This is a genomic window from Polycladomyces zharkentensis, from assembly GCF_016938855.1.
Lineage (GTDB): Bacteria > Bacillota > Bacilli > Thermoactinomycetales > JIR-001 > Polycladomyces > Polycladomyces zharkentensis.
Genome location: NZ_JAFHAP010000008.1, coordinates 352,494 through 378,900, shown reverse-complemented (window position 1 = coordinate 378,900; position 26,407 = coordinate 352,494). Strand labels below are relative to the sequence as shown.

The window sequence follows — 26,407 nt, the reverse complement described above, 5'->3', positions numbered from 1 at the left end:
GTGCTCAAATGTCGCTCGCTGGATCATGGTCACCTTCCCCACGGATGGGTCTCTTTCTTTTTCATCCTCAATTCCCCTCTTCCAAATCCACCCATTCTTCGGCCCATGCCTGAACGGCATCCATCACCGGTCGCAGTGCTTTTCCCTTTTCGGTAAGCGCATATTCGATCCGCACGGGTTTTTCCGGATAAATGTGGCGTTTTAACACCCCGGCGGCTTCCAATTCCTTGAAGCGTTCGGACAGCATTTTATCGCTCATTTGAGGGATGCTGTCGGAGATGTCGCGAAACCGTCGGGGACCGTCCATCAATGCCCGGATGATCAATCCGGTCCACCGTTTCCCCAGCAGTTCAAAAGCGGCTTCGAATTTGGGACAAAGATGATGTGAGTGCATGGCCATCACCTCCTGGATTTTTATTTTATCATAGTTACTTGACAAAAGTAAGTTATAATCGTATGATACAGATGTAAAGTAAATTACTGATAAAAATATAGCAATAAACAATAGGAGAGTGAGTGGAACATGATGAATCTGGGTCTGTTGATCATTCGATTGGTGGTAGGTTTGACGTTTGTGGGTCATGGTTTACAGAAGCTGTTCGGTTGGTTCGGCGGCCATGGGTTGAAAGGAACGGCCGGTTGGATGGAATCGATCGGGTTGCGTCCCGGTTGGTGGATGGCGTTGTTGGCCGGTCTGGCCGAAGTGATCGGAGGGGCGCTGTTTGCGGCTGGTGTAGGAACGACTTTGGGTGCGGCCCTGATCGTGTTGACAATGTTGGTCGCCATCTTCAAAGTGCACGGGAAAAACGGTTATTGGGTTACCAACGGTGGGATTGAGTATAATGTCGTTCTGATTGCGGTAGCCGTTGGAGTGGCTTTGATCGGTCCCGGTTCCTACGTTTTGATCGGCTGAGGGGGAGAGAATGTTGACCCATTCCTTTTTTATCGCTCACGGCTCCCCGCTCCTCGCCGTACAGGACATCGCATACACCCGGGACTTGCGGCGGTTGGGGGAGAAACTGGATCGACCCGAGGCGATCCTGGTATTCACCGCCCATTGGGTAAGTGGGAGACTGACTTTGACGGCCACGGATGAGATTCAAGATACCATCCACGATTTTGGCGGTTTTCCGGGAGAACTGTATGAGATTGCCTATCCGGCAAAAGGATCGGTCCACGTCGCCAACACGGTGCAGAAGCTGCTGCGAGACCACGGGATTGAGGCGGTGCTGGATGCACATCGGGGGCTGGATCACGGGGTGTGGGTGATTTTGCGCCATATGTATCCGGCGGCGGACATCCCGGTGATCGCGGCTTCCGTCAATCCCTCTCTACCACCTGAAGAGCAGTACCGGATCGGGGCGGCTCTTTCCTCCCTGAAAAAACGCAACATCCTGATCATCGCCAGCGGCGCCACGGTTCACAATTTCCGCTACATGAACTTTGATGCGCCGGATCAGACCGATGAATGGGCGAAGCAATTCGATGATTGGCTGATCGATCGCATGGGGGAATGGGACACCGATTCACTCTTTCACTACCGACGCTTGGCACCGCATGCCCTCCGGGCCACACCGGATGCCGAACACTTTTTGCCGCTGTATATCGCGATGGGGGCGGGCGATGACAACCGTACCGCTCGGGTGTATCATCAAAGCTATCAGTACGGTTCATTGAGCCATTTGATTCTACAATTTGATTGAGGTGAGGGACCATGATTCGCATTATTCCATCTGAAGAAAGATATACGGCCGACCACGGTTGGTTGACGACACGGCACAGTTTCTCGTTTGCGGAGTATTACGACCCGAACAATCTTCATTTCGGACCGCTCCGTGTGTTTAACGACGATATCGTGCAGCCGGGAAAAGGGTTCGGTATGCACCCTCACGCGGATATGGAAATCATCAGCTATGTGATCGACGGTGTGTTGGAACACCGGGACAGCATGGGTAACCAAGGTTTGATCCGCGCCGGTGAGGTACAACGGATGACGGCGGGAACGGGCATTTTCCATTCGGAGTACAATCACTCCCATGAACGACCGGTCCATTTTCTGCAAATCTGGTTTTATCCTGAACGCAGGGGTTTGACCCCTTCCTGGGAACAAGCATCTTTCCCCAGAGAAGCGCAACACAACCGGTTGCTGCCGGTTGTCTCCGGTAAACCTCGGGAAGGTGCACTGTCGATCCATCAGGATGTCACGGTGTATCTGGCGCAGTTGGATGCGGGGCGTTCATTGACGCATGAACAGGAAGACGGACGCTTGATGTATCTGTTTCTGATTGAAGGATGCGTAAAATTGAACGGGGAACATACGTTGAAAGCGGGAGATACGGCCCGTATCACTGATCTCTCCCGCATCGTGATCACGGCTGGGGAAAATGCGCATTTCATGCTGATGGATTTGGCGTCTTTGGATTAAGCGGACTGGACAAAGCACCCTTGCTGATCGGTGACTCGGGTTGCCGACGACTTCCCGGTGTAACTTGACACCGGGAGATTGCTGACAAAATGGTACAGGGTGTCGTGTCCCTGTTTCGCACAGCAAAACGGCCGCTCGTGGGAATGCAGCCATCCTTCTGTGCGAAGCGGATAGGAGATAAGCCCGACCGGGCGAAGTCCGGAAAGCGCAGGAATGGCATCGCGTGCAATTTTCTCGAAGTGAAGCGCACTCGGGACTTGTCGGGTAAGCTGCATGATCCGCTTCCTTGCAGGGAACAGGTGGAGGAAGTTGCTTCTGGATACTTTTGGTTGTTGCCTTCATGTTTCGCAGATCTTGGTCGGAAAGCCTATATCGAAAAGCTCACTGGCGCCAACGCGAACTGGTGTCTTGCGGCCAATCTCCTCCGCTTCGACAATGGAGCCCAAGTTACGCCCGATGACAGAAGGGGACTTCATTGCCACGCTTATTAAGTGGCACGAACCATGGCATACAATCTGTACCCGGTGTCAAACGACACCGGGTTTTTTGTGTATTGAGCGCCTGTCGCTTCTTGTGTACAATGATGTAAACTGCCCACCTGTGAAACGGGGCGTTGCGGTTTATCAGAAAATCACTGTGTTCGGCAGGTTGACGGCTGTCCCACTCGCAAAGTTACGAGATGTCACATTGTCAGCGGAGGCAGTGATCCCGCAAGACTGACAATGAATCCAATCTTTACGAGGGCAGGTGCGACTGATGTTTCTTGGATCAACCAAGAATACGGGAACTCCTGCCTTCTTGGCTTTCTGCCGGGTATTCCGGCGAAGTTGATGTGCGCCATGAATGTTGTCCGCTCACGAATGCTTTTCATGTCTTTCCAGGCAATCGTGAGACGGTGTTCGTCAGAACACGTCAGCTTGTCCACAACACGGTTCCCTTGAATGAGCCCTCGATGATGCTTGATCATGGTCAGGGGGACTTCCTGCTGTACGTCTTGTTCTTGAAGGCCGGCTGATTTGTTGACACGTCATCGTTTCCGGAAATTTGCGGGTTTGCTCGCATCAAATCCGTTTCATCGTCATTATGCATAGTATTTTGAATAATACCCCGTATTGATCCATTGAATCTGTCGGGAGCTGAAAAAAAGAGGCATTCCCCTCTGCGCCATGAATGATCATGAACAGCCAAGGCGTTTTCAGTCGGCTCATCGTATGGTATCATATCAAGCAACTGACACTCTTTAGCAATTAGAAGCTAAAAAGCGCGAAAGTGGAGAGGAAGGTCGCGAATGAGGTATTTGACAGCGGGGGAATCGCACGGCCCCCAATTGACGGTGATTATCGAAGGACTGCCGAGCCGTATGCCGTTCTCCAAACAGAAAGTGGATGAACAACTGGCCCGGCGTCAAAAAGGATACGGACGCGGACGCCGGATGCAAATCGAGTCCGACCAAGTCCAGGTTCTCTCGGGCGTACGGTTCGGTCAAACGACCGGAGCGCCGGTCACGCTGGTGATCGAAAACAAGGACTTCCAGCATTGGCGGAAAATCATGAGCTTGGACCCCGTACCGGAAGAAGCGGAAAAACGGCGGGTCTCCCGGCCGCGCCCCGGACATGCGGATCTCAACGGTGCGATCAAATACAATCACCGGGACATGCGTGATGTGTTGGAACGTTCCAGCGCAAGGGAAACGGCAGCCCGGGTGGCCGCGGGAGCGGTGGCACGCCAGCTGTTGGAAGCGTGCGGCATTCGCATTGCCGGTCATGTGGTGTGCATTGGGGGAGTGACGGCTCAACCGATGGACTTGCCGCTGGAAGAATGTGTGGCACGTGCTGAGGCTTCTCCCGTCCGCTGTCTGGACCCGGAGGCGGAAAAGGAAATGATGCGCCTGATCGATGAGGCCAAGAAGGAAGGGGATACCCTGGGCGGCATCGTGGAAGTGATCGTCGAGGGCGTGCCGGTCGGTTTGGGATCGCACGTGCATTGGGACCGGAAGTTGGACGCGCGGATCGCCCAAGCGATCGTCAGCATCCAAGCGTTCAAGGGCGTGGAAATCGGCATCGGTTTTGAAGCGGCCCGGTTGAAAGGCTCCCAGGTTCATGACGAGATCATGTGGGATGAATCCCGCGGGTTTTACCGCCGGACCAACCGCCTTGGCGGATTCGAGGGCGGCATGACGACGGGCGAGCCGATTGTGGTACGCGGCGTGATGAAACCGATCCCGACGCTGTACAAACCGCTCAGGAGTGTGGACATCGACAGCAAGGAACCGTTCTTGGCCAGTATCGAGCGTTCCGACAGCTGTGCCGTGCCCGCCGCCTGCGTCGTGGCGGAAAATGTGGTGGCATGGGAAGTGGCCCGGGCATTGACCGAGAAATTTTCCAGCGACACGATGGATGAATTGCTGGATGAACTGAAGCGGTACAGGGAAAGGGCGGCGAAATTCTGATCATGCGCACGTTGGAAGTGGCGTTGGGCGATCGGTCCTATCCCATCGTGGTCGGTTCCGGTTTGTATGCGGATTTGCCCCGTTGGCTTCAACAGCGTCAAATCACGCCCGCACATTCACTGTTGGTCGTGACCGATTCCAGTGTGGCGCCGCATTACGGCAAACGCGTGCTGACACCGTTGGAGTCGGCCGGATACCGGGTTCGGATGATTGTGGTGCCGGCGGGTGAAGCTTCCAAAAGCCTGGATCAGTTGTCCCGGTTGGTGGAAGAAGCGATTCGCTTCGGCATGGATCGGGACAGCGCGGTGTTGGCGCTCGGCGGCGGAGTGGTCGGAGATTTGGCCGGGTTTTTGGCGGCCGTTTACATGCGTGGCATCCGGTTCGTGCAACTCCCCACGACACTGTTGGCTCACGACAGCAGTGTGGGCGGGAAAACGGGGGTCAACCATTCGCTGGGCAAAAATATGATCGGTGCGTTTCATCAGCCCGAATTGGTGTTGTTTGATGTGGATACACTCGCCACTTTGCCTGAACGGGAGTTGGCTTCCGGCTTTGCCGAGGTGATCAAACACGCACTGATTGCCGACGCGGATTTCGCGATGTGGCTGGCACAACATCATGAGGCGCTGTTGCAACGGGACCCGGCTCTGCTGACGGAAGCAATCGTGCGTGGATGCGCCATCAAAGCACAGGTGGTGGCCCGCGACGAACGCGAATCCGGTCTGCGCGCCATATTGAACTACGGTCACACCATCGGCCATGCGTTGGAGGCGGTGACAGGCTACCGTCGTTGGACGCATGGCGAGGCGGTGGCGATCGGAATGGTGGGAGAAGCGATCCTGGGAGAGCTGTTGGGGACGGCACGGGACGTGGCCGGGTTCACCCGGCGTCTGCTCGCGTTGTACGGTCTGCCCGTAAGTTTGGATGAACCGCTTTCCGATGAGGAATTGCTTACTCTGATGCGCAGGGACAAAAAAGCGCGACAAGGGGAATACGTATTTGTTTTGCCCAAGGGTATCGGTACGGTGGAAGTGAAAAAAGGAGTCGAGGAGCGTGTGATACGCGAAGCGTTGCGGCGGTTGAAGGAGGAATAAGATGAAGGTGCGAGGCATTCGCGGCGCAACCACGGTGGAAAAAAATGAAGGGGAACCGATTTTGTCGGCGACGGAGGAATTGTTGCGGGAGATGATCCGGCGCAATCAGGTGACGCCGGAGGATATCGCTTGCGTGTTCGTTACGATGACCACCGATTTGAACGCGGTGTTTCCGACAGAGGCCATCCGATCCATTCCGGGATGGGAGATGGTTCCTTTACTGTGTGCCAATGAAATCCCGGTGCCGGGAAGTTTGCCGCGTTGTATTCGTCTGTTACTGCTGATCAATACGAATCGGGGTCAGAAGGAGATCGAACACGTATATTTGCGCGGTGCCCGGTCGCTTCGGCCGGATCTGGCGAAAAATGAGTCATTGACACCCGACGGATTCTCCGATACAGTGATGAGTAAGCCGAGTTGAGCCGAGTTGGAGACGAGACGGGAAGAGCATAGCAGAGCGGAGCGGAGTGAAAACGAAACGGACAACTCCGACCAAAGCGCCTCTGCTTTGGTCGTTTTTCTTTCCTCACTGATCCTCCCGTTGCTTCTCTGTTCTCTTCCCGCCGGTCGTCTCATCAGCCCGCACATCATCGACCGGAGGGATACCGATGCCTGCTTTGTTGACCCGCGTTGTGGAAGGACACGATTTGTCACGTGACGAAGCCCGTCAAGTGATGGATGAATTGATGAACGGCTTGTGGGAGCCGGCGCAAGTGGCCGGTTTGCTGACCGCTTTGCGCATGAAGGGTGAAACGGCCGAAGAGTTGGCCGGAATGGCGGAGAGTCTCCGCAGTCGGGCGCTTCGCTGGGAGAAGCCTGCGACCGACGCCGTGGACACTTGCGGAACGGGCGGCGATGGCGGCCGTACGTTCAATATTTCCACCGCCGCCGCGATCCTTGCCTCCGCTTGCGGGGTAAAGGTGGCCAAACACGGCAACCGGGCTGTTTCATCCAAAAGCGGCAGTGCTGATGTGCTGGAAGCGTTGGGCGTGCAGATTTCCACCACACCCGATGCTGCACGCGCCATGTTGGAACAGACGGGGATTTGTTTTCTGTACGCGCCGTTGTATCACCAAGCGATGAAACATGTCATGCCGGCAAGAAAAGCCCTCGGATTTCGCACTTGTTTCAATCTGCTGGGTCCGCTGGCCAATCCGGCCGGGGTTCGTCGCCAATTGGTCGGCGTGTACGACCCTGATTTGACGGAAACGGTCGCCCGCGTATTGTTGATGTTGGGCATTGAGCGGGCCATGGTGGTGGCCGGGATGGACGGCCTGGACGAAATCTCCGTGTCCGGCCCCACACGGGTGAGCGAGGTACGAGACGGTCGTGTCCGCACGTATACCATCACACCCGAGGAAATGGGTTTGATCCCTGCACCGCTGGCAGCGGTGGCAGGCGGCGACGCACAAACCAGCGCCGGTTTGATCCGCCGGGTGCTCGCCGGCGAACCGGGGGCGCCGCGGGACATCGTGTTGGCCAATGCCGGAGCGGTGTTGTGGGTGGCGGATCGAGTTGACAGTCTGGCCGAAGGCGTGCGGATGGCTGCCCGTGCGATCGACGAAGGAGCGGCGTTGCGCCAGTTGGAGGAGATGGTTCGGTTTTCGGTGGAGGTGTGTTCGCGTGTTTCTTGACAAAATCGTATCGGTGAAACGGGAGGAAGTACAGCGGTTGAAAAGCCGCCTGACATCGGAAGATGCAAAACGGGCCGAACGTATGCCGCCAGTGCGATCGCTGGCGCAGGCCATGAAGCGGAAGAACGGTGTTCCGGCTTTGATCGCGGAGGTGAAGCCGGCTTCGCCTTCAAAGGGTACGATCCGGGAAACGGTCGATCCCGTTCAAATCGCAGCGGCATATGAACGGGGAGGTGCCGCAGCGATTTCGGTGTTGACCGACGAAACGTTTTTCAGCGGCCGGGCGGATTACCTGACCGCGGTGAAGCAAACGGTCCACATTCCGGTTCTGCGGAAGGATTTTTTGCTTGATGAAAGTCAAGTGGTGGAAAGCCGGTTGATCGGGGCCGACGCCATCCTTCTGATCGCGGCCATATTGGATGAGGAGCGCATCGTTGCGCTGTCCCGCAGGGCGCACGAACTGGGATTGGAAGTGTTGATAGAGGTACACCGGGAAGAGGAATTGGACCGGGCGCTGGCGGCAAAACCGGATGTATTGGGTGTCAACAACCGGGATCTGCACACGTTTGTGACGGATTTGGCCACCACGGAACGGTTATGCCCCTTGTTGCCCGATTCGATCCCCGTCATCACCGAAAGCGGCATCGCTTCACCGCAGGATGTGGCACGGGCGGCAGCTTGCGGCGTGGACGGGATGCTGGTGGGGGAATCCCTGATGCGTCAGGATGATCCGGAATCGGCGGTACGTGCGTTGCTGACGGGGGCGGTCTCGTGCGAACAGCGGTGAAAATCTGCGGCTTGCAAACGGAAGCGGATGCCGAGACGCTTCACGGTTTGGATGTGGATGCGGCCGGTGTCATCCTCGTTCCGGGGCGTAAGCGTACCGTGCCGGAATCGCGGTTACCCCGTTTGTTGGCCGCGCTGCCTCCGTCTGTCAAAGCGGTGGCCGTGTTGCAAAACGCGTCGTTTCCAGAAGCAGAACGATGGTTGAAACGGTATTCGTTTTCCGCCGTCCAGTTGCACGGTGACGAATCCCCTGCATATTGTCGCCGGATCAAAGAAGCATGCGGAGTGGACGTGATCAAGGCGTTTTCCGTTGTTCCGGACGGTCCCTTGCCTGACCCGGATGCCTATGCACAGTGGATTGATACGGCATTGTTCGACTCTGCCGGCGGCGGGTCGGGACGGCCGTTTTCCTGGGAACGGATTCCCGAAATCCGAAGCATGTGGCGGGAAACGCCGTGTGACGTATGGGTGGCGGGTGGTTTGACGCCGGACAATGTCGGCCAACTGGTCACCGCATATCGTCCTGACGGGGTGGACGTATCCAGCGGTGTGGAGACGAACGGAAGGAAAGACCCTGAAAAAATCCAGGCGTTTGTGGAAAGGGTGAGAGCCGGTGAAAACCCAACTCCCATTGGAAACCCAAGTTGATCAAAACGGCAGATACGGCCGGTTCGGGGGTCGTTTTGTCCCTGAGACTTTGATGTACGCGTTGAACGAGCTGGAATCGGCGTTTCGGGAAGCGATCGCCGACCCCGCATTTCACGAGGAATTGCGGACCCTGTTGGAAGAGTACTCCGGCCGTCCCACACCGCTGACGTACGCCCAGCGGTTGACGGAATACGTGGGCGGCGCCCGGCTGTTTTTGAAACGGGAGGATTTGAACCACACAGGCGCACACAAAATCAACAATACGTTGGGACAGGCACTTTTGGCCAAACGGATGGGGAAAAAGAAACTGATTGCCGAGACCGGAGCCGGTCAACACGGTGTGGCGTCAGCGACGGTAGCCGCCCTGTTGGGGATGGAATGCAAGGTATTCATGGGAGAAGAAGATGTCCGCAGACAACAGTTGAACGTGTTCCGCATGGAATTGTTGGGGGCGGAAGTGGTGCCGGTCCGGTCAGGGACCCGGACGCTCAAGGACGCCACCAGTGAAGCGATCCGTCATTGGGTGACACACGTGGAAGACACGTTTTACATGATCGGTTCGGTGGTGGGGCCGCATCCGTACCCGGAGATGGTGCGCACATTCCAGCGTGTGATCGGCGATGAAGCGAGGGCGCAGTTTTTGTACCGCGAACACCGCCTCCCCGACCATGTGGTGGCCTGTGTCGGCGGCGGGAGCAACGCGATCGGCATGTTTGCGGCGTTTTTGGCGGATCGCGATGTGCAACTGCACGGGGTGGAAGCGGCCGGTCACGGCCTGTCCACCGGCCGGCATGCGGCGACGTTGTCCAAAGGGAAGCCGGGTGTGTTGCACGGTTCGTTCAGTTATTTGCTACAGGATGAACATGGCCAGGTGATACCGGCGCACTCGATCTCCGCCGGTCTGGACTATCCCGGTGTGGGACCGGAACATGCCCATCTGAAGGAGTCCGGGCGGGTCCGCTATACTTCGGTCACGGACGAAGAAGCGTTGGACGCGGTTCGCCTGCTCTGCCGGACGGAAGGCATCCTGCCCGCGCTGGAGTCGGCGCATGCGGTGGCGGAGGCAGTGCGTCTGGCCCGTACGTTGCCTCGGGAGCAGACGGTGTTGATTTGTTTGTCGGGGCGCGGGGACAAAGACGTGGAGACGATTCGGGCGGAGGAGGCGAAACGGCGATGACGGTCATCGAACAAGCGTTGCGGAAACCGTCGGAAGTCCGGCTGATTCCGTTTTTGGTGGCGGGAGATCCCGATCCGGAAACGACCCTGGATCTGCTCCGCCTGTTGGACGAAGAAGGGGTGGCCGTGGTCGAATTGGGTGTACCGTATTCCGATCCGTTGGCCGATGGTCCGGTGATTCAGGAAGCGGCCACCCGGGCGTTGTCCCATGGAATGAATCTGTCCCGTGTGTTGGCGTTGGCCAAAACGGCGCGTGAGCAGGGGGTGCGCGTTCCATTGGTTTTGTTCTCTTATGTGAATCCTTTGATACAGATGGGTTTTGACCGGTTTGCGAAAACGGCTCGCGAGGCGGGGATCGACGGGGTGATCGTTCCTGATTTGCCGGTGGAGGAAAACGAAGCATTGCGTACTGCTTGTGCCGATCACGGTTTGGATGCGATTCCGCTGGTGGCGCCGACGTCGCGGGAGCGGGTCCGGATGATCGCCGGGCAGGCGCAGGGATTCGTCTATTGTGTCTCTTCACTGGGAACGACTGGGGTGCGGGACGGATTTTCACGGGATGTGGACGCATTTTTGGAAGAAGTCCGGCGTGTCAGTCCGGTTCCCACTGCGATCGGCTTCGGCATTTCGCGTCCGGAACACGTCCGCCGTTTTTCCCGCCATGCTGATGCCGTTGTCGTGGGCAGCGCGTTGGTGCGCTTGATCGGCGAACGCCGGGAAGCCCTGCAAAATCCCGCCAAACGGGAACAAGCGCTCGCCGAGATCCGGGCATTTGTCAGGGAGCTGAAAACAGAGTAAGATAGAGAGAAAAACGGTGGGAGGAGCCCGTGGCATGAAACCGAAAGCAGCCATTCGCGGTTTGCCTGTGTACCAACCGGGCAAACCGCTTGAAGAAGTAAAGCGTGAGCTGGGACTCAAAGAAGTGATCAAGCTGGCTTCCAATGAAAATCCGTTCGGTTGTTCGCCGGCGGTGTGGGAATCGTTGGCCACCGAACGGGAATTTTTTGCCATGTATCCGGAAGGGGCGGCACCCGATTTGCGTCGGGAACTGGCTCTTCATCTCGGTGTGGACGAAGCGCGCCTGATTTTCGGAAACGGTTCGGACGAAGTCGTCCAGATGTTGGCCCGTGCCTACCTGGAACCGGGGACCGAGTCGGTGATGGCGGATCGGACGTTTCCGCGATACTGGACATTGACGCGGATGGAGGGCGCCACACCGGTGGAAGTGCCGTTGGTTGACGGCACACATGATTTGGAGGCGATGGCGTCGGCCGTGAACGAACGGACGCGCATCGTGTGGATTTGCAATCCCAACAATCCGACGGGCACGATTGTGGATCGGGACGAATTGGTCCGTTTTCTCGATCGGATGCCGGAGCATGTGCTGGTTGTGGTGGATGAGGCTTATTATGAATATGTGACCGATCCCGCCTACCCGGATACAATTTCTCTTTTGGATCGCTATCCGCAGTTGTTTGTTCTGCGCACGTTTTCCAAGATCTACGGGTTGGCCGCTTTCCGAATCGGGTACGGCATCGGTCACCCGGACGTCGTGACGGAGCTGGATCGTGTTCGCGAACCGTTCAACGTCAACCGTCTGGCGCAACGGGCTGCCCGTGCTGCATTGGCGGACCAAGCGTTCGTGGAGCGTTGCCGCCGTCTCAATCGCGAAGGGGTGGAGACGATCAGCCGCCAGTTGCACGAATGGGGATTGTCCCATTTCCCTTCCCACGGTAATTTTGTGTTGCTGGATACGGGCAAGCCGGCTGACGAAGTGTTTCAATCGCTTTTGAAACAAGGCATTATCGTCCGTTCCGGACAGGCGCTTGGCTATCCGACGCACATCCGGGTCACGGTCGGCTCACCTGAACAAAACGCCCGCTTCTTGGACGCATTGGCCGTCAGTCTGGGCAGGCAAAGGAACGAAGTCCGTTGAATCAAGGGAAAGTGACGGTTATCGGGATCGGTCTGATCGGCGGGTCCCTTGCTTTGTGCATCAAGGAGCGGACGGGGTGCACGGTTTGCGGCTGTGACGTTTCCGAGCGTTCGTTGGAATTGGCCCGCGCCTCCGGCGTCATTGATGAAGGAACCACGGATATGGCGAAAGCGGTCAAAGATGCCGATTTTCTGTTTTTGGCGGTTCCCGTCGGGCTGATTACCCGTCTGTTGGTACAATTGCGGGAAATGCCGCTCAAACCGGGATGCATCGTTTCGGATGTCGGCAGCACCAAAGGGGAGGTCGTCCGGTACGGCCGGGAGCTGAGCCGGATCGGTGTCACTTTCATCGGCGGGCATCCGATGGCCGGTTCTCACCGTTCCGGCGTGGAAGCGGCTGATCCGTTGCTGTTTGAAAATGCGTATTACATATTGACGCCGACGCCGGAAACACCGTTGGTGGATGTGCAAAGGTTGAGCCGTTTGTTGCAGGTGGCCACTCGTGCTCAGTTGGTGATCATGGACCCGGATCATCATGACCGGGTCGTGGGGGCGATCAGTCATTTGCCGCATGTGATCGCGGCCGGCTTGGTTAACCAGGTGGGGCGCTACAATGAGGAGAATGAGTGGTTCCACCGGTTGGCGGCGGGCGGTTTCCGGGATTTGACGCGCATTGCCGCCAGTCATCCCGTGATGTGGCGGGATATTCTGATGAGCAATCGCCAGATGATGTTGTCGTTGATGGACGACTGGTTGGAGGAGATGCAGCGGTTCCGCCGGGCGATTGAAGCGGGTGATGCGCAGGAAGTGGAGGCGCTGTTCGACCGGGCGAGACGTCTGCGCGAGCGGTTGCCTGAGAGGAAAAAAGGCATCCTGCTGCGACCCTATGAATGCTATGTAAACGTCCCCGACCGTCCGGGAATGATCGGGGAAGTGGCGACGCTTTTGGGGAAGCATGGCATCAACTTGAGCAACATCGGTGTAATGGAAAACCGCGAGGAAGAAGCCGGGGTACTCCGATTGTCGTTCCGTACCGAAGAAGATTTGACGCAGGCGGTGGCGGTGCTCAAACAAGCCGATTATACGGTGATCGAATAAGTGCGGGAGGGAGAGAACCATGGACATCATCCGATCCACCCCCAAACGGCCGTTTCATCAATCGGTCCGGGTGCCGGGGGACAAATCGATCAGCCATCGCGGGGTGATGTTTGGAGCCATCGCGCAGGGGACTACGCAGGTGGACGGTTTTTTGCCGGGAGCGGACTGTCTCAGCACGATCGCGTGTTTCCGTCGGCTGGGCGTGGAGATCGAACGCGAAACCCCCACGACGGTACTGATCAAGGGGAAAGGGTGGGATGGTTTGCGCGAGCCGTCCCAATGGTTGGATGTGGGCAATTCCGGTACCACCATTCGACTCATGCTCGGCATTTTGGCCGGACGCCCCTTTTTCTCCGCCGTGGCCGGGGATGAGTCCATCGCGCGCCGTCCGATGGGACGCGTGGTGAAACCGTTGCGGGAGATGGGAGCGTTCATTGACGGCCGGGAGGGTGGTTCGTTTACGCCGCTCGCCGTTCGCGGGGGGCATTTGAGGGGAATCGAGCACGTGAGCCGGGTGGCCAGTGCTCAGGTAAAATCGTGTCTTCTGCTGGCCGGTTTGCAGGCGGAAGGAACGACGGTGGTACGCGAACCGGCTGTTTCCAGGGATCATACGGAGCGGATGCTCCAGGCTTTCGGTGTGGAACTGGAAACCGAGCCCGGCCGGGTGGCCGTCAGGGGCGGCCAAACGTTGACAGGTCAATCCGTCCGCGTACCCGGAGATGTTTCGTCGGCAGCGTTCCTTTGGTCGGCAGCACTGATGGTGCCGGGCAGTCGTGTGACGGTGCGGGATGTGGGGCTCAATCCGACCCGGACCGGTATTTTGGATGTGTTCCGCATGATGGGCGCTGAAGTGGTGGTGGAACCGAAAGGGGAATGGTGCGGTGAACCCGTCGGCGATGTGACGGTGTCGGCGGATGGTCTCAGTGCCGTGGAAGTGGGAGGCGATCTCATCCCGCGCTTGATTGACGAAATCCCGGTGTTGGCTGTAGTGGCGACCCAGGCGGAAGGGACGACGGTCATCAAGGATGCAGCCGAGCTGAAGGTGAAGGAAACGAACCGCATCGCCACCACGGCGACGGAGTTGCGCAAATTGGGCGCCCAAGTGGAGGAGACGGAAGATGGCCTGATCATCCACGGTCCGACCCGATTGAAAGGCGGCGTCTGCGACAGCCACGGCGATCACCGCATCGGGATGGCGATGGCGATTGCCGGTCTGGCAGCATCGGGCGAAGTGACCGTTCAAAATGCGGCCGCCATCGATGTGTCTTTCCCCGGTTTCGCCGAGCTGCTGGAACAATTGGGAGCGTGACGGGCAAAGTTTGGGATTGATCCGGAGACTAGGCAGATTCGGGTGTACCTTTTTCCTTAGCATTACGGTTTCGCCGGCGCAAAGGTCGCTCGCGGGAAAAAGGTCACCCTTCTCTTCCCCGACCGGAACGCCATAGGTTTGTTGGAAACGAAGCAACACCGGATGGACCGGATGATTCACTTTCAAGGGGAGGAGTGTGTCCAAAAAGCGTCGGGTTTAGCGAACCATGGTTCGGACGCGCCAGATGAAAAGAGACACCCATACCACGATCAACGACGTAAACAGGTAATAAATCCCGGGAATCTGTCCGCTCAAAAACATAACACCGCAACAACGGTGAACCCAGTCGATGGCCGTTCGGATGACGGCATCGGTCGACCATTCATCGGCCAGCAGGTTGGGGGCGCATCCCCGTCTCCCCAGTGAGTTCATTTTCTCTCCCCGAACCGCTCTGTTGCTCGCAGTTCTGTAGGATGGATCTTCTTTTTCATAAAACAGAAAATTGGGAATTACCTGTTGACCTGCCTGTATCGTATGACTATAATGAAAGTACAGTATGGTTTCTCTCCACTCCTATCCATTGGTGCACGTTCTGTGCCTGCCGCCGCGAGGCGGTTCTTTTTTTGTCCCATTTTTCATACATCTGTGGCAGGGGAGGGAGTCGGATGAAAGAGAAACCGCATATGTGGTTGATGGAAGCGGTCTTTGTCATCGGCATGCTGCTGTTGTTGAAAAAATGGGTGTTTCCTTTTCTCATATGGCAGTGGTTCGGTTCGGGCGATGCAGCCTCCAATATGTTGATCGGTACGCATATTGCCGTTGCCGTGATGACTGCGATGGTGTATGTGGGACTGGGTTCCGTTTCCAACCAGGTTTACGGCTTGTCGTTGGCTTCGGTATGGGGAATGGGAACGTTGTTGCATGCAGTCTTTTTTGTTCCCGTTTTTCCTTGGACCGCCACCATCCGCGAAAGCTGGACCGGTTTGTTGGGAGACGGTGTACATTTGTTCCTGCCGGGTATCCGTCCCTCCTCCTTGACAATGTGGATGGTGTGTACAGGTTTGTTGATGATCGGGCGGCTGTTGCGAGTGCGTGACACGGAAGAGGAAGCACAACGCCGTGTGAGGTACCCGATTGCCATCCACGCTCTCCCGACGAAGAAGGAAAACCGTCCCTCAAAGCGCATGTAGCAGAAAATTGACACGCCACACGTCTGAAGACGTGGGATTCTTGGGTTGTTGTCGTCCTAAGTCCGTTTCCGCTTTGGACAAGGCCCGGATTCGGGGGTGTGTCCCATACGGTGCAGCAATGCTGCATTATCCGCATGGGCGGCGCACCTATTACCAGTATGCCGTTTCCTCCTGATCACGCTCATGGTTTCACCCGGTGGGAGTCTTCGCCACCAGCACCTCCTGTCATGACGTACAAAATCCTACTGCCGGCAGGATGCGCACAGTTCGATGAATATACCAACCTTTCGTGTACGCTCTGACTATCCCCGTGAAGGGGTAACGGGCAAAGCACATTCCATGATTCAAATATCCCATGGTCGGCGTGTGCTTCGTTTCTGTAAATCCCAGAAAGCTGAAACATCACTCCGTGCCAATAATGCACGGTCCGGTCGCACGAAGAAATGTGCGATTTTTTACTTGCAAATTCATAAACAAGTTTGCTCCACAAACCATCCTCCTTTATATCCCCACGCTTACCATGCGTGACGAGACATCGACATCACCAGAATCGGAGGTGTAAGTTTCGCCGATTTCGTCGATGATAAGGAATAGGAAATAGTTGGGATGGAGGGGTCGCGGTGAACCTGGCGGATTTGCTGACTTACGCGGACATCGAACAATTACGGCGTATGCAGGAGCATTATGGGGTGGAAGGCGACGCTCATTCCAAACATCATATGATCTGTTCGTTGCTTCGCCACTTGGGGCGTCCTTCCGTTTTGAGCGCGCTGGTGTACGGGCTGGAAGAGGAGGAGCGGCGTTTTTTGCAACTGCTCTGCCTTGATTCCCGGGAAGTGTACAGCATGGAAGATCTGCTCAGCAAAGAGCGGATGGCATGGGGAAAAAACGAGGGGAAGCCACGTGAACTGGTGAGCAAAGGGTTGCGGTCCGGTTGGCTGTTTCCCGGATTTACCTCCGATTCCCGCCATTTGTATCGGGTGCCTCTCGATTTTCGTCAGCGCGTGATGCGTGTGATGGCGGAACTCAAAAGGCAGTCGCTATCCGGGGATCAACCGGAACCGACGGTCTACCGGGATGAACAAGGATTGATTCAACAGGATTTGAAACGGTTTTTGTCCTTTGTCTCCCAACATATCGTTCAATTGACGTCTGAAGGCGCCATCTACCGGCAACAACAACGCCGGTTGCTGGCGCAATTTGCGGTTCGCGAAGAGCTGATTATGAAAAAAGGTTACCGGTTCGGTTTCGGACGCCGCTATCATCAATATCCGGACCGTTTTTCGCTGATTTACGATTATGCGTATTATCAGGGATATATCGCCGAAGAAATGGACGGTTATCTCCGTTTAACGGAAGCGGGTGCGGGGAAAATCATTACTGAAGGACCGGATGAAACCCGGGAGATGATCCACTTCTGGATTCGTCTGTATCGACACGCGTTACCCTGTTTGCCGGTGTTGATCCGGTGGGTCGATTTACTGGCCGGCGACCGTTGGATGTCATCGTCCGATCTGCTTGTCGCTCTGGAAGGGTGGGTACAGGATTACTACTATGAGACGAGAGAACAATTATTTCACCGTCTGTTGAAAATGATGCTTCATCTGGGAATGGTGTGCTTGGGCGAAGCCTCCGGTGGCGGTTGGCTGGTTCGGATGACACCGTTGGGACGTCGCTTTTTGCAACAAGGTTCCGGATTGGGTGAAAAGGAGATGGAGGAGGATTTTTTCCGTCCTTTTCCAACTCGGTAATTTTCGCTTGCCGGAAGGAAACTTACCGCTTCCCATGGAATAAATAAAATAACAAGATATCTCAATTTTCAATCGCGGGATGGGGGGATGAACGATGAGCGACTGCGTGACGACGTCCGAGAAAAAGGAGTTCATCGAGTGGTTTTTGACCCACTATGAGCTCCAAAAACGGGAGGCCTCCTGGTTGCTTTGCTATCTTTCCTCGGAAGAGCGATTGCTCCAACGGGTTCATTTTGTCGACAACTTACGCGGTTTGCCCAAGACTTTGTTGATCTCCACGAAATGTTCCCAAATGCCCGCGTTTCGTTTCCAAAAGAACCGGAAAGTGTATACCGACGTCGAAACGGCGTTTTATGATATCCGTTCCTGTCCCGATGAAGAAATCTACATTGGCCTGAGCTTCAAAGACAGGGCGACCTGTCCTGAATATGCCGCTGTATTGGAGGGAAATCCCATGGAAAAACCAGACTTGTTGCAAGAACCCCTGTTGAGTCTGATGGCGGAGATGATCCTCGATAAAGCGGTACAGGAATTTCAAAAAAAACATCTTTATCGTCAAATTGACCAGGCGCTGGCCGAAGGAAATAAAGCGGCGTTTTTACAGCTGACAGAAGAATGGAAGAACCTGCTGGAATTCAATCGTTAAGTTCGATATAATGCTCGGCGTAAGCCGGGCGATTTTTTTGTTGGAGGGAAATCAATGAAGTGGAGTCAGTTGGATACGACCGAATGGGGGCGGTATGCTCCTTTTTTGGACACGCTGCTCCTGCCGGTCTTCCGGTTGCGGTTTGAGGAGAAACAGCCGAAGCTGGAAGAGGCAGCGGGAATCGGTGCGGTGGCGGATCTCTTGGAGAAGACCTTGACGGGGCGGGTGTTGCTGTTGCCGCCGATTCCATACAGCGGCGCCAGTCCGAAAGTATTCCGACCCTATGTTGAGAGTGTTCTGTCACAGTTGGGAGGTTCCCTGTTTCACCATCTCATCCTGCTCGTACCGGAGGATCTCGCCGAAGAGTGGGGAGAGTTTCAAAGTCCTGATTCCATCAAGCTGTTGGTGGCCGGGGTAACCGTATACCGGTTGGTGTCGGATCAGGACATCCAAACGGAAGCGGAACGATTGCAGGCACGCATCATCAGACTATGGCAAACGGGATGATCTGAATGAAGAGAAGGAATCAGGGATACAGTATAAAAAGAAGGCGACGGAAAACGTTACACCTTTTTAACGATTCGGTCATCAATCGATACGGAAGACTCCGAATTCTTGACATTCATTGAGACGGTTGGCTATCATGGATATGTCCTAGTAAGCTAGATGGTTCCGGTCCGGTGGACGTTTAACCCGCATAGAGGGAGGTCGGACGAGTCGTGAGCAAAGATCAGGGACGGCAGAAATCCGGTGTGTCCCGCCGTCAGTTTCTTACATACACGTTGGCGGGCACAGCCGGTTTTCTTGCCTCAGGCGTGTTGTTCCCGATGGTGCGCTTTGCCATCGATCCCATGCTGAAAAAGGGAGAAGGAAGCCAGTTCGTGGAAGTCGGTGACGTGAATGAATTTAATGAACAACCTCGGGCGATCACATTCAAGGTCCACCGGAAAGACGGTTGGTACGAACCCAAAGAAGGGGAAACGCTTACCGCGTGGATCCGGAAATCACCGAACGGTGAAATCCTGGCTCTTTCTCCGATTTGCAAACACTTGGGATGCACTGTGATGTGGAACGGGAACCCGCAATTCAAAGATGAGTACTTTTGCCCCTGCCACTTCGGGCGCTACGACAAAGACGGGGTCAACATCCCGGGAACACCGCCGCCGGCGCCGTTGGACACCTACGAAACCAAGGTGGAAAACGGCAAACTGTATCTCGGCAAGATTAAACCGCGAAGCGGGGTGTAGGCAAGAATGTTGCGAAGCATGTACGAATGGTTGGATCGTCGGCTGGACATCACTCCGCTGTGGCGTGACGTGGCCGACCACGAGGTTCCGGAGCATGTGAACCCGGCTCACCATTTCTCAGCATTTATTTACTGCTTTGGTGGGTTGACCTTTTTTATTGTCGTGATTCAGATTTTGTCCGGTATGTTCTTGGCCCTCTATTACGTGCCGGATATTGTGAACGCTCACGCGAGTGTGAAATATCTGCAGACCGAAGTGGCCTTCGGGTCCATCGTTCGGGGAATGCATCACTGGGGAGCCAGTGTGGCGATCGTGATGCTGTTCCTTCACACCCTGCGCGTCTTTTTTACCGGAGCGTACAAAAATCCCCGTGAGTTCAACTGGGTGATCGGGATGCTGATCTTCTTCGTGATGTTGGGACTCGGCTTTACCGGTTACCTGTTGCCTTGGGACAATAAGGCGTATTTCGCCACGAAAGTAGGGGTGCAGATCGCGGCATCGGTTCCTTACATCGGCCCGTACATCGCCACGTTCCTGCAAGGGGGAGAAATCGTCGGAGCTCAGACGCTCGCACGTTTCTTCGCATTGCACGTATTCTTCCTCCCTGCGGTCCTGCTGGCTCTCTTGGGCGCTCACTTCCTGCTGATTCGAAGACAAGGAATTTCCGGGCCGCTATAATGCTCACGCGTTAGGGGGGAAAATCATTGGCACATCAACATGGTGAGGGCGACAAAGAAATCATCTATGTCGGCGACTCGCGCATTCGTGCCGATCGCCCGAAGATGTACCCGAAAGATTACTCCGAGTTCCCCGGGAAAACCGAGCCGTTTTTCCCGAACTTTTTGTTGAAGGAATGGATGGTTGCGGTTGTCGTCCTCGTGGGATTCATGTCGGCTGTCATGGCTGAAGAGCCACCGCTCGGTGAACTGGCCGATCCGACCAACACGAGCTTTATCCCTGTTCCGGACTGGTACTTCCTGTTCTTGTACCAGCTCCTGAAATTCAAATGGGCCGGCGGACCTTACGTCGTCATCGGTACCGTGATCTTGCCCGGTATCGCGTTTACCGCACTGCTCTTGGCGCCGTGGCTGGATCGGAGTCCTGAGCGCCGTCCGTTGCGTCGACCGGTTGCGACGGGAATCATGCTGCTCGCACTGATTGCCACTGTCGTCCTGACCTGGGCGGCGTATGATGAGCACGAGAAGCAGCTCGCCACTCAGCCGCCGCCGGTCCAATTGGGCGGTCCGAAAGGCTCCATCGTGGCGCCCAATGATCCCGCTTACGAGATTTACAAGCAGCAGGCCTGCGTGCAATGTCACGGTGAAAAACTGGAAGGGGTAAACGGTCCGACCCTGATCGGTGTGGGAAAACGTCACAGCAAAGAAGAGATTATCAAAATCATGAACGAAGGTCTTGGACCGATGCCGCCCGGCATGTTCCAAGGAACGGAAGCTGAAAAGGAAAAGCTGGCCGAATGGCTGGCCAAACAGAAATAATGAGGGAGAGTGTAAAAAGGTGGTCGTCATGATCACCTTTTTTGCTACTTAAAATGAAACAGACAGGGAGAATCGGTATGAAGTTTTGGTGGCGTTTTTGGATGGAGCAACTGGATCGGCGGTGGTTTCTGTGGAGCATGTTGGTGATCAATGCGCTCGGCTCCGTCTATGGCTTTTATTGGTATCATTTGCAGCTGGAGATGACGGAGGGCTGGCTGAAGTTGTTCGTACCGGACAGCCCCACAGCCAGCACACTGTTCACATTGGTACTGCTGTTGTATATAATGGGGCGTCGCAGTCCGCTTTTGGAAGCATTTGCGGCAGTGACGTTGTTTAAATACGGCATTTGGGCGGTGGCGATGATTCTTTTGGGTGCGTGGATGGCGCCGGCCCCGTTCTTTCAGGCATTGCACTGGACGGATTGGATGTTGATGTCGTCCCATCTGGGAATGGCGGCGGAAGCGGTGCTCTACAGCCGATTTTTCACATACCGTCCGTTTCATCTGGTTCTGGCTGGTGCTTGGGTGTTGCTCAATGATGCGCTTGATTACGGGTTGGATATCCATCCTTGGTTGCCGCCCTGGCTGCAGCAGTGGGATCATCCGATCGCTGTTTTTACGGCAGGCTTGAGCGTGTTCAGCCTGGCGCTGTTCGCCCGGTTGGGGTTGGTCGAACGACCGGAGCGCAAACGGGATTTCCTTCGGTTGTTCGGTCGTTGATGGGGAATCCGGCCAAATGAAATCTTAACGAAGCGGCCATGGATTGATCGTTGACATTGGATTGGTTTCCATGTATATTAACGCTGGGTTTTAACAAAATCGAATAGCGGACTCCTCTGTTAGGTGAGGCTCCTATACGGAGACAGGCTACTGCCCAAAAATGTCGAGAGACGCCAATGGGTCAACAAGAAAGATCGGATTAAGGTCTTTTTTAATGTAGCTGGGAGGCATCCGTTGCCGACCTATGCCGTATAGTGCTAAAACTCAACGAGGGAGTGGTGTTGCAACCGAATGTCGGGATATAACGGCATGCGGATAGGTGATTATTGCCAAAAAACCCCTCTCGTTGATGAGGGGTTTTTCGATTGGGCTGAAAAAGTTGTTCCTTTCTCGGGCACAGGAGGGAATGATAAATGAACGAACGGTAGCCAAGGAGGGTGAGAGGGATGAAAACAGAAGCGTTGGAAGAAATCCGGGCCGTATTGGATCGTCAGGACAAAGAAGCGTTGGCCGAACGCGTCAGTTCGTTGCAACCGTATGACCTGTCCGAGATGCTCCGTGAAATGGACCATCAGGAACAGCTTCAGTTGATCTCGATGTTGCCGTTGTCGGTCGCGGCGGAGACGTTGGAGTACATCGAACCCGAATTGCAGTATCGGATTTTGCACCATCTCGAGGATGAGATCACCTCTCCTTTGCTGAAGCAGATGTCCTCTGACACGGTTGTGGATATGTTGCTGGCCATTCATCCCCTGCAGGCGGCTCGGCTCTTGGACCTGCTCCCTGAAGATTACCGAAAAAAGATCGACACGTTGATGACGTTCCCCGAAGATACGGCAGGAAGTTTGGCAACGGTTGACTATATTTCCGCCCGCGAAGGCTGGACGGTGGAGCAAACGCTGAATCACGTCCGAAAAGTAGGGCATGAAGCAGAAATCATTTCCTATATCTACGTAACCAACGTTCGCGGTGAATTGGTGGGCGTTGTCTCTTTGAAGGAGATTATTCTGGCCCATCCCGGTACACGGCTGTCCGAAATCGCGACGGAAGACGTGATCGCCGTCACCGCCGACACGGGACAGGAGGAAGCCGCAGAGCTGTTGTTCCGCTACGATTTTGTGGCATTGCCCGTGATCGACGCGCAAAAGCGAATGATTGGAATCATTGCAGTTGATGACTTGATCGATGTGATCCAGGAAGTGACGACGGAGGATTTTCAAAAGCTGGGGGGGAGCCAACCCCTGACCGAACCGTATTTCAAAACGTCGGTGTGGGGGCTGTTTCGCAAACGGATCGGATGGCTGTTGATTCTTTTTGTGGGCGGTGCCTATACGGCCAATGTTTTGAGTCATTATGACGAAGCCATGTCCAAGATCATCGCCCTGTCCTTTTTCGTTCCGTTATTGATCGGGACGGGCGGAAATACCGGTTCCCAAATCGTCAGTATGTTGGTGCGGGCGTTAGGGATGGGCGAAGTGCAGTTTTCGGATCTGTTTCGGGTGGTTAGAAAAGAATTGATGGTCGGTGTCTTTTTGGGTGTCGCCATGGGGGTAGTCGGTTTTTTGCGCGCGTATCTGTTGGGTGTTTCATACGACATCGGTTTTGTGGTGGCGTTGTCGGCCCTGGTCATCGTGATCTGGGCGTCATTTGTGGCGGCAATCCTGCCGTTGGTGCTGCACCGGCTGCGTATCGATCCCGCCGTGGTTTCCGGACCGTTTATCAGCACGTTGGTGGATGGCACGGGATTGATCATCTATTTCACGATCGCCCAGATGTTGTTGCACGTTTGATTCTTGTCCGCATTCCTCTCACCAGAAAACAAAAACCTTCCCTGTGTGATAAAGGGAAGGTAGTTTGTGGACAAAGCCTGTGGGTTCCACGACGGAAAATCGGGCCAGAGCGTCTGCAACGTTTCCCGAGCGGTTCTTAATCCGACCGCTTCGTCGCGGTCTTCTCTAGCAAAGCGTCGGCCTGATTCCGTTTCCTCACAGAGTACAGGTGGAGCGAGCGAGAAAAACGAATCACCTTGTCATGCGTCTGACCCATTTGTCAGCATTCCCCCTCTGCATGATGCAGGGGGTTTTTACATCCAGATTCGCAAGAGAAAACTGAGCAGAAAAAGTCCAGCGATGATGTACAGTGGGATCGGCACACTTTTGGCTTGGCCTTTGGCGATTTTCAACACCGGATAGGCAATAAACCCGAATGCCATGCCATCCGCAATACTGTAAGTCAGCGGAATGGCGGCGGCGATGAGATAAGCGGGAAACCATTCGCTCATATCGTCCCACGGGATCCGGCGCACGTTGCCCAACATCAGTCCACCGAGCACGATCAGGACGGGTGCGACCGCACTTGGCGGGATCCATTGCATCCAGGGCAGGAACAGCAGGGATAGCAAGAACAACACACCGGTGGTGATCGCCGTGATCCCTGTTCGTCCGCCCGCCGCGATCCCGGCAGCGCTCTCCACGGTGGATACAGTGGAGCTGGTGCCCAGCAACCCGGCTGTCATGGCTGATATGGCGTTGGCCTGAAATGAACGGCGGAATTGTTCTTTCCGAGGTAACATGCCGTGAAGCAGACCCATGTTTTCAAACACGAGGATCAGCGTCAACGAGAAGGTGGCAATCCAGAACGGCAGGCGATCCCATCCGTCAGTGGTGAGCGTACCCACCACTTTCCAATAGGTTTGCAGCGTCACATCCGTGTCGCCGGATCGCTCGATTAACCCCCATACGCTCGCCAACGCGCTCCCGGCCAAGATGCCGATCAGGAAGTTGCCGCGCACGCCGCGAATCATCAAAATGACGGTCAGCAGCAATGTGATCAGTGTCACGATGACACGAGGTTCAGCCAAGTTGCCCATGGCGATCATGGAGTAATCGTTGGCGGTCACGATGCCGCCTTTTTGCAGGCCGATCAATGTCAGAAACAATCCGATCCCCACGCTGATCCCTGCGTTGAGAGAGGAGGGCACGGCTTCACTCAGCCAGTCGACCAGCCGGGTAAACGCAACGATCGTAAACAACAAGCCGGACAGGAAGACGACCGTGAGCGCTTCCTGCCAAGTCAGATGCATCGATTGTACGACGGTATAAGAGAAAAAAGCGTTGACGCCCATACCGGGAACCAACACGATCGGCGCGTTGGCCCACCATCCCATCAGCATGCATCCCACAAATGCGGTCAATGCGGTGGCGATGATGCCCGCCTGCATCGGAATGCCCGCATCAGCCAAAATGGCCGCATTGATCACGATGATGTAGGCGATCGTGAAAAATGAAGTCAGGCCGGCCAGCAATTCCTGCTTCCACGTGGTTTGGTATCTGTGAAGAGCAAACCGTTCCCGCAACTTGTTCCGCAATATCCTACCTTCTTTCCCTGATAGACCCTCTCCCACCCGTGACCGAAGTCACCATCAATAATATAGCAGATCCATTCGGGAGGGACTATGGTTATCCCAACTGCCTTTGACCAGGTTACACTTCCAGTTCGGCGTGTTGCATGTGCGATGTTTCCACCTGGATCGTGGTGTGACGAATCTGAAAGCGATCTTCGATGATTCGCACGGCTTGCTGCAGAATCCGCTGACTGTCGCCGTCATCCTCGATCACCAAATGACAGCTGAGGGAGTCCATCCCCGATGTGATCGTCCAAATGTGCAAGTCATGCACATTGATGACCTTGTCGATGCTCAATAGGGTTTGTTTCAATTCATCCTGATCAATGGTCTGGGGTGCACCTTCCATCAGGACGTGGGTGGTGTCCCGGATAACGCCCCAGGCGCTTTTGAGGATCAACAGTGCGACGATCACGCTGATGATCGGGTCTGCCATATCCCATGAAAAAAAGGTGATCAGCAGTCCGGCGACAATGGTGCCGACCGAGCCGAGGGCATCCCCCAAGATATGGAGGTAGGCACTGCGGACGTTGAGGTTTTCCTTGATATCACTCGTTTTGACGAGGACCATCGCACTGACCAGATTGGCGATCAATCCGATGAAGGCAACGATCAGTACGGTGTTTCCCGCAACTTGCGGAGGATTGAAAAAGCGTTCGTATGCTTCCAGTAAAATCATGCCGGCAACGATAAACAGGGCGATCGCGTTGATCAGGGCGGCAAGGATCTCCAACCGGTAAAAACCATACGTTTTACGGGGGGAAGGGGGTTTGGTGGCAAACCAGATGGCCAACAGGCTCAAGGCCAGAGAAGCGGTGTCGCTGAACATGTGTCCGGCGTCGGAAAGCAGCGCCAAACTGTTGGAGAAAATCCCTCCTGCAATTTCCAGAAACATGATGGTTGACGTTATGACCAAGGCGACGGTCAATCCCTTTTTGTTACGGATGCGTTGTTCGAATGGACCGTGATGATGCCCATGATGATGCTCATGATGATGGTGCATGGTTTCCCCCCTAATTCGATGTATGCGTAACATGCTCAATCGTTTGTCTCAGCAATGTCAGCACATGATCGTCATCGCAGCTGTAATAAATCGTGTGTCCTTCCCTGCGGTGCCTGACGAGACGCAAGGTGCGAAGATAGGACAGTTGATGGGAAATCGCCGATGGAGTCAGTCCCAACTGTTCGGCGATGCGGCTGACGGAGCATTCCTCCATCGACAACAGGTGCAAAATCTTTAGTCTGGTAGGGTCGGACAATGCCTTAAACGTTTGCGAGGCCGCTTCGACGATATGCGGCTCCAGTGACGGCAATGCTTTGAAATGGCTCATGTCAGTTCCTCACTTCATTTCTTTATTATTTGATCATATATTCATATACTATTTTATCCAATCCTGCGGG

Annotated in this window: 29 protein-coding genes and 1 riboswitch; of the genes, 23 read left to right on the top strand and 6 right to left on the bottom strand. The window is 55.3% G+C overall.

The window, feature by feature from the left end; genetic code table 11:
* Positions 1 to 67: 67 nt before the first annotated feature.
* The gene (locus JQC72_RS09060) at positions 68 to 394 is read right to left on the bottom strand and encodes a winged helix-turn-helix transcriptional regulator (RefSeq protein ID WP_205494943.1); all 327 of its coding nucleotides are present in this window, start codon (positions 392 to 394) and stop codon (positions 68 to 70) included.
* Between the two features lie 129 nt (positions 395 to 523).
* Here JQC72_RS09060 and JQC72_RS09055 point away from each other — a divergent pair, with 129 nt between their 5' ends.
* From JQC72_RS09055 to JQC72_RS09045, 3 genes are read left to right on the top strand one after another with little or no spacing between them, the layout of a single operon-like run.
* Positions 524 to 913, top strand: a complete 390-nt coding sequence (locus JQC72_RS09055; RefSeq protein WP_205494942.1) for a DoxX family protein — start codon at positions 524 to 526, stop codon at positions 911 to 913.
* Between the two features lie 13 nt (positions 914 to 926).
* The gene (locus JQC72_RS09050; RefSeq protein WP_205494941.1) at positions 927 to 1,703 is read left to right on the top strand and encodes a DODA-type extradiol aromatic ring-opening family dioxygenase; all 777 of its coding nucleotides are present in this window, start codon (positions 927 to 929) and stop codon (positions 1,701 to 1,703) included.
* Positions 1,704 to 1,714: 11 nt separating this feature from the next.
* Positions 1,715 to 2,425, top strand: a complete 711-nt coding sequence (locus JQC72_RS09045) for a pirin family protein (RefSeq protein ID WP_205494940.1) — start codon at positions 1,715 to 1,717, stop codon at positions 2,423 to 2,425.
* 623 nt (positions 2,426 to 3,048) lie between these two features.
* Here JQC72_RS09045 and JQC72_RS09040 read toward each other — a convergent pair.
* Positions 3,049 to 3,201 carry a hypothetical protein gene (locus JQC72_RS09040; RefSeq protein WP_302104650.1) on the bottom strand — a complete coding sequence of 51 codons (153 nt, stop codon included), beginning with the start codon at positions 3,199 to 3,201 and terminating at the stop codon, positions 3,049 to 3,051.
* 512 nt (positions 3,202 to 3,713) lie between these two features.
* Here JQC72_RS09040 and aroC point away from each other — a divergent pair.
* The 11 genes from aroC (at position 3,714) to aroA (ending at position 14,554) form a co-directional block, all read left to right on the top strand.
* Entirely contained in the window at positions 3,714 to 4,874 is a 1,161-nt protein-coding gene (gene aroC / locus JQC72_RS09035; protein WP_205494939.1) for a chorismate synthase, read from the top strand.
* 2 nt (positions 4,875 to 4,876) lie between these two features.
* Positions 4,877 to 5,968 carry a 3-dehydroquinate synthase gene (aroB, locus tag JQC72_RS09030; protein ID WP_205494932.1) on the top strand — a complete coding sequence of 364 codons (1,092 nt, stop codon included), beginning with the start codon at positions 4,877 to 4,879 and terminating at the stop codon, positions 5,966 to 5,968.
* 1 nt (position 5,969) lies between these two features.
* Positions 5,970 to 6,389, top strand: a complete 420-nt coding sequence (gene aroH / locus JQC72_RS09025) for a chorismate mutase (RefSeq protein WP_205494930.1) — start codon at positions 5,970 to 5,972, stop codon at positions 6,387 to 6,389.
* Positions 6,390 to 6,576: 187 nt separating this feature from the next.
* Positions 6,577 to 7,602: an anthranilate phosphoribosyltransferase gene (gene trpD, locus JQC72_RS09020; RefSeq protein WP_205494929.1), complete on the top strand. Its 1,026-nt coding sequence runs from the start codon at positions 6,577 to 6,579 to the stop codon at positions 7,600 to 7,602.
* Positions 7,592 to 8,389 (top strand): indole-3-glycerol phosphate synthase TrpC, encoded by a 798-nt coding sequence (gene trpC, locus JQC72_RS09015; RefSeq protein WP_205494927.1) that lies wholly within the window; start codon positions 7,592 to 7,594, stop codon positions 8,387 to 8,389. The genes trpD and trpC overlap by 11 nt, the downstream gene beginning before the upstream one ends.
* Positions 8,374 to 9,036, top strand: a complete 663-nt coding sequence (locus tag JQC72_RS09010; protein ID WP_205494925.1) for a phosphoribosylanthranilate isomerase — start codon at positions 8,374 to 8,376, stop codon at positions 9,034 to 9,036. Before trpC ends, JQC72_RS09010 begins: the two co-directional genes overlap by 16 nt.
* Entirely contained in the window at positions 9,002 to 10,213 is a 1,212-nt protein-coding gene (gene trpB, locus JQC72_RS09005) for a tryptophan synthase subunit beta (protein WP_335342423.1), read from the top strand. Before JQC72_RS09010 ends, trpB begins: the two co-directional genes overlap by 35 nt.
* Complete coding sequence (gene trpA / locus JQC72_RS09000) at positions 10,210 to 11,010, top strand: tryptophan synthase subunit alpha (RefSeq protein ID WP_205494923.1); 801 nt, start codon at positions 10,210 to 10,212, stop codon at positions 11,008 to 11,010. The genes trpB and trpA overlap by 4 nt, the downstream gene beginning before the upstream one ends.
* A 34-nt stretch (positions 11,011 to 11,044) precedes the next feature.
* The gene (gene hisC / locus JQC72_RS08995; protein ID WP_205494921.1) at positions 11,045 to 12,148 is read left to right on the top strand and encodes a histidinol-phosphate transaminase; all 1,104 of its coding nucleotides are present in this window, start codon (positions 11,045 to 11,047) and stop codon (positions 12,146 to 12,148) included.
* Positions 12,145 to 13,245 carry a prephenate dehydrogenase gene (locus JQC72_RS08990; protein ID WP_205494919.1) on the top strand — a complete coding sequence of 367 codons (1,101 nt, stop codon included), beginning with the start codon at positions 12,145 to 12,147 and terminating at the stop codon, positions 13,243 to 13,245. The genes hisC and JQC72_RS08990 overlap by 4 nt, the downstream gene beginning before the upstream one ends.
* A gap of 19 nt (positions 13,246 to 13,264) precedes the next feature.
* Positions 13,265 to 14,554: a 3-phosphoshikimate 1-carboxyvinyltransferase gene (aroA, locus tag JQC72_RS08985; protein ID WP_205494917.1), complete on the top strand. Its 1,290-nt coding sequence runs from the start codon at positions 13,265 to 13,267 to the stop codon at positions 14,552 to 14,554.
* Between the two features lie 216 nt (positions 14,555 to 14,770).
* Here the strand turns inward: aroA and JQC72_RS08980 are convergent, their stop codons facing one another.
* Positions 14,771 to 14,986: a hypothetical protein gene (locus tag JQC72_RS08980; RefSeq protein WP_205494915.1), complete on the bottom strand. Its 216-nt coding sequence runs from the start codon at positions 14,984 to 14,986 to the stop codon at positions 14,771 to 14,773.
* A gap of 233 nt (positions 14,987 to 15,219) precedes the next feature.
* Between JQC72_RS08980 and JQC72_RS08975 the strand changes: the two genes are divergently transcribed.
* From JQC72_RS08975 to mgtE, 9 genes are all read left to right on the top strand, one after another.
* A complete protein-coding gene (locus JQC72_RS08975) occupies positions 15,220 to 15,744 on the top strand; it encodes a hypothetical protein (RefSeq protein ID WP_205494913.1) in 525 nt (174 codons plus the stop codon).
* Positions 15,745 to 16,364: 620 nt separating this feature from the next.
* Entirely contained in the window at positions 16,365 to 17,495 is a 1,131-nt protein-coding gene (locus JQC72_RS08970; protein WP_205494911.1) for a hypothetical protein, read from the top strand.
* 94 nt (positions 17,496 to 17,589) lie between these two features.
* The gene (locus JQC72_RS08965; protein WP_205494909.1) at positions 17,590 to 18,141 is read left to right on the top strand and encodes a ReoY family proteolytic degradation factor; all 552 of its coding nucleotides are present in this window, start codon (positions 17,590 to 17,592) and stop codon (positions 18,139 to 18,141) included.
* Between the two features lie 54 nt (positions 18,142 to 18,195).
* Positions 18,196 to 18,648, top strand: coding sequence for a DUF2487 family protein (locus JQC72_RS08960; RefSeq protein WP_205494907.1), 453 nt, complete (start codon positions 18,196 to 18,198; stop codon positions 18,646 to 18,648).
* Between the two features lie 212 nt (positions 18,649 to 18,860).
* Positions 18,861 to 19,388 (top strand): QcrA and Rieske domain-containing protein, encoded by a 528-nt coding sequence (locus tag JQC72_RS08955; RefSeq protein ID WP_335342422.1) that lies wholly within the window; start codon positions 18,861 to 18,863, stop codon positions 19,386 to 19,388.
* Positions 19,389 to 19,394: 6 nt separating this feature from the next.
* Positions 19,395 to 20,066: a menaquinol-cytochrome c reductase cytochrome b subunit gene (qcrB, locus tag JQC72_RS08950; protein WP_205494905.1), complete on the top strand. Its 672-nt coding sequence runs from the start codon at positions 19,395 to 19,397 to the stop codon at positions 20,064 to 20,066.
* A gap of 26 nt (positions 20,067 to 20,092) precedes the next feature.
* The gene (locus tag JQC72_RS08945) at positions 20,093 to 20,884 is read left to right on the top strand and encodes a menaquinol-cytochrome c reductase cytochrome b/c subunit (RefSeq protein WP_302104643.1); all 792 of its coding nucleotides are present in this window, start codon (positions 20,093 to 20,095) and stop codon (positions 20,882 to 20,884) included.
* A 77-nt stretch (positions 20,885 to 20,961) separates the two neighbouring features.
* Positions 20,962 to 21,603: a DUF1405 domain-containing protein gene (locus JQC72_RS08940; RefSeq protein WP_205494903.1), complete on the top strand. Its 642-nt coding sequence runs from the start codon at positions 20,962 to 20,964 to the stop codon at positions 21,601 to 21,603.
* A gap of 108 nt (positions 21,604 to 21,711) precedes the next feature.
* Positions 21,712 to 21,885: riboswitch (M-box (ykoK) riboswitch) on the top strand.
* Between the two features lie 164 nt (positions 21,886 to 22,049).
* Positions 22,050 to 23,393 (top strand): magnesium transporter, encoded by a 1,344-nt coding sequence (mgtE, locus tag JQC72_RS08935; protein ID WP_205494901.1) that lies wholly within the window; start codon positions 22,050 to 22,052, stop codon positions 23,391 to 23,393.
* A 293-nt stretch (positions 23,394 to 23,686) separates the two neighbouring features.
* Here mgtE and JQC72_RS08930 read toward each other — a convergent pair whose 3' ends face one another.
* The 3 genes from JQC72_RS08930 to JQC72_RS08920 all read right to left on the bottom strand — a co-directional run bounded on the left by JQC72_RS08930 (position 23,687) and on the right by JQC72_RS08920 (position 26,337).
* Positions 23,687 to 24,970 (bottom strand): NCS2 family permease, encoded by a 1,284-nt coding sequence (locus JQC72_RS08930; RefSeq protein WP_205494899.1) that lies wholly within the window; start codon positions 24,968 to 24,970, stop codon positions 23,687 to 23,689.
* Between the two features lie 115 nt (positions 24,971 to 25,085).
* Positions 25,086 to 26,009: a cation diffusion facilitator family transporter gene (locus JQC72_RS08925; protein WP_205494897.1), complete on the bottom strand. Its 924-nt coding sequence runs from the start codon at positions 26,007 to 26,009 to the stop codon at positions 25,086 to 25,088.
* Positions 26,010 to 26,019: 10 nt separating this feature from the next.
* Entirely contained in the window at positions 26,020 to 26,337 is a 318-nt protein-coding gene (locus JQC72_RS08920; RefSeq protein ID WP_205494896.1) for an ArsR/SmtB family transcription factor, read from the bottom strand.
* Positions 26,338 to 26,407 lie beyond the last annotated feature (70 nt).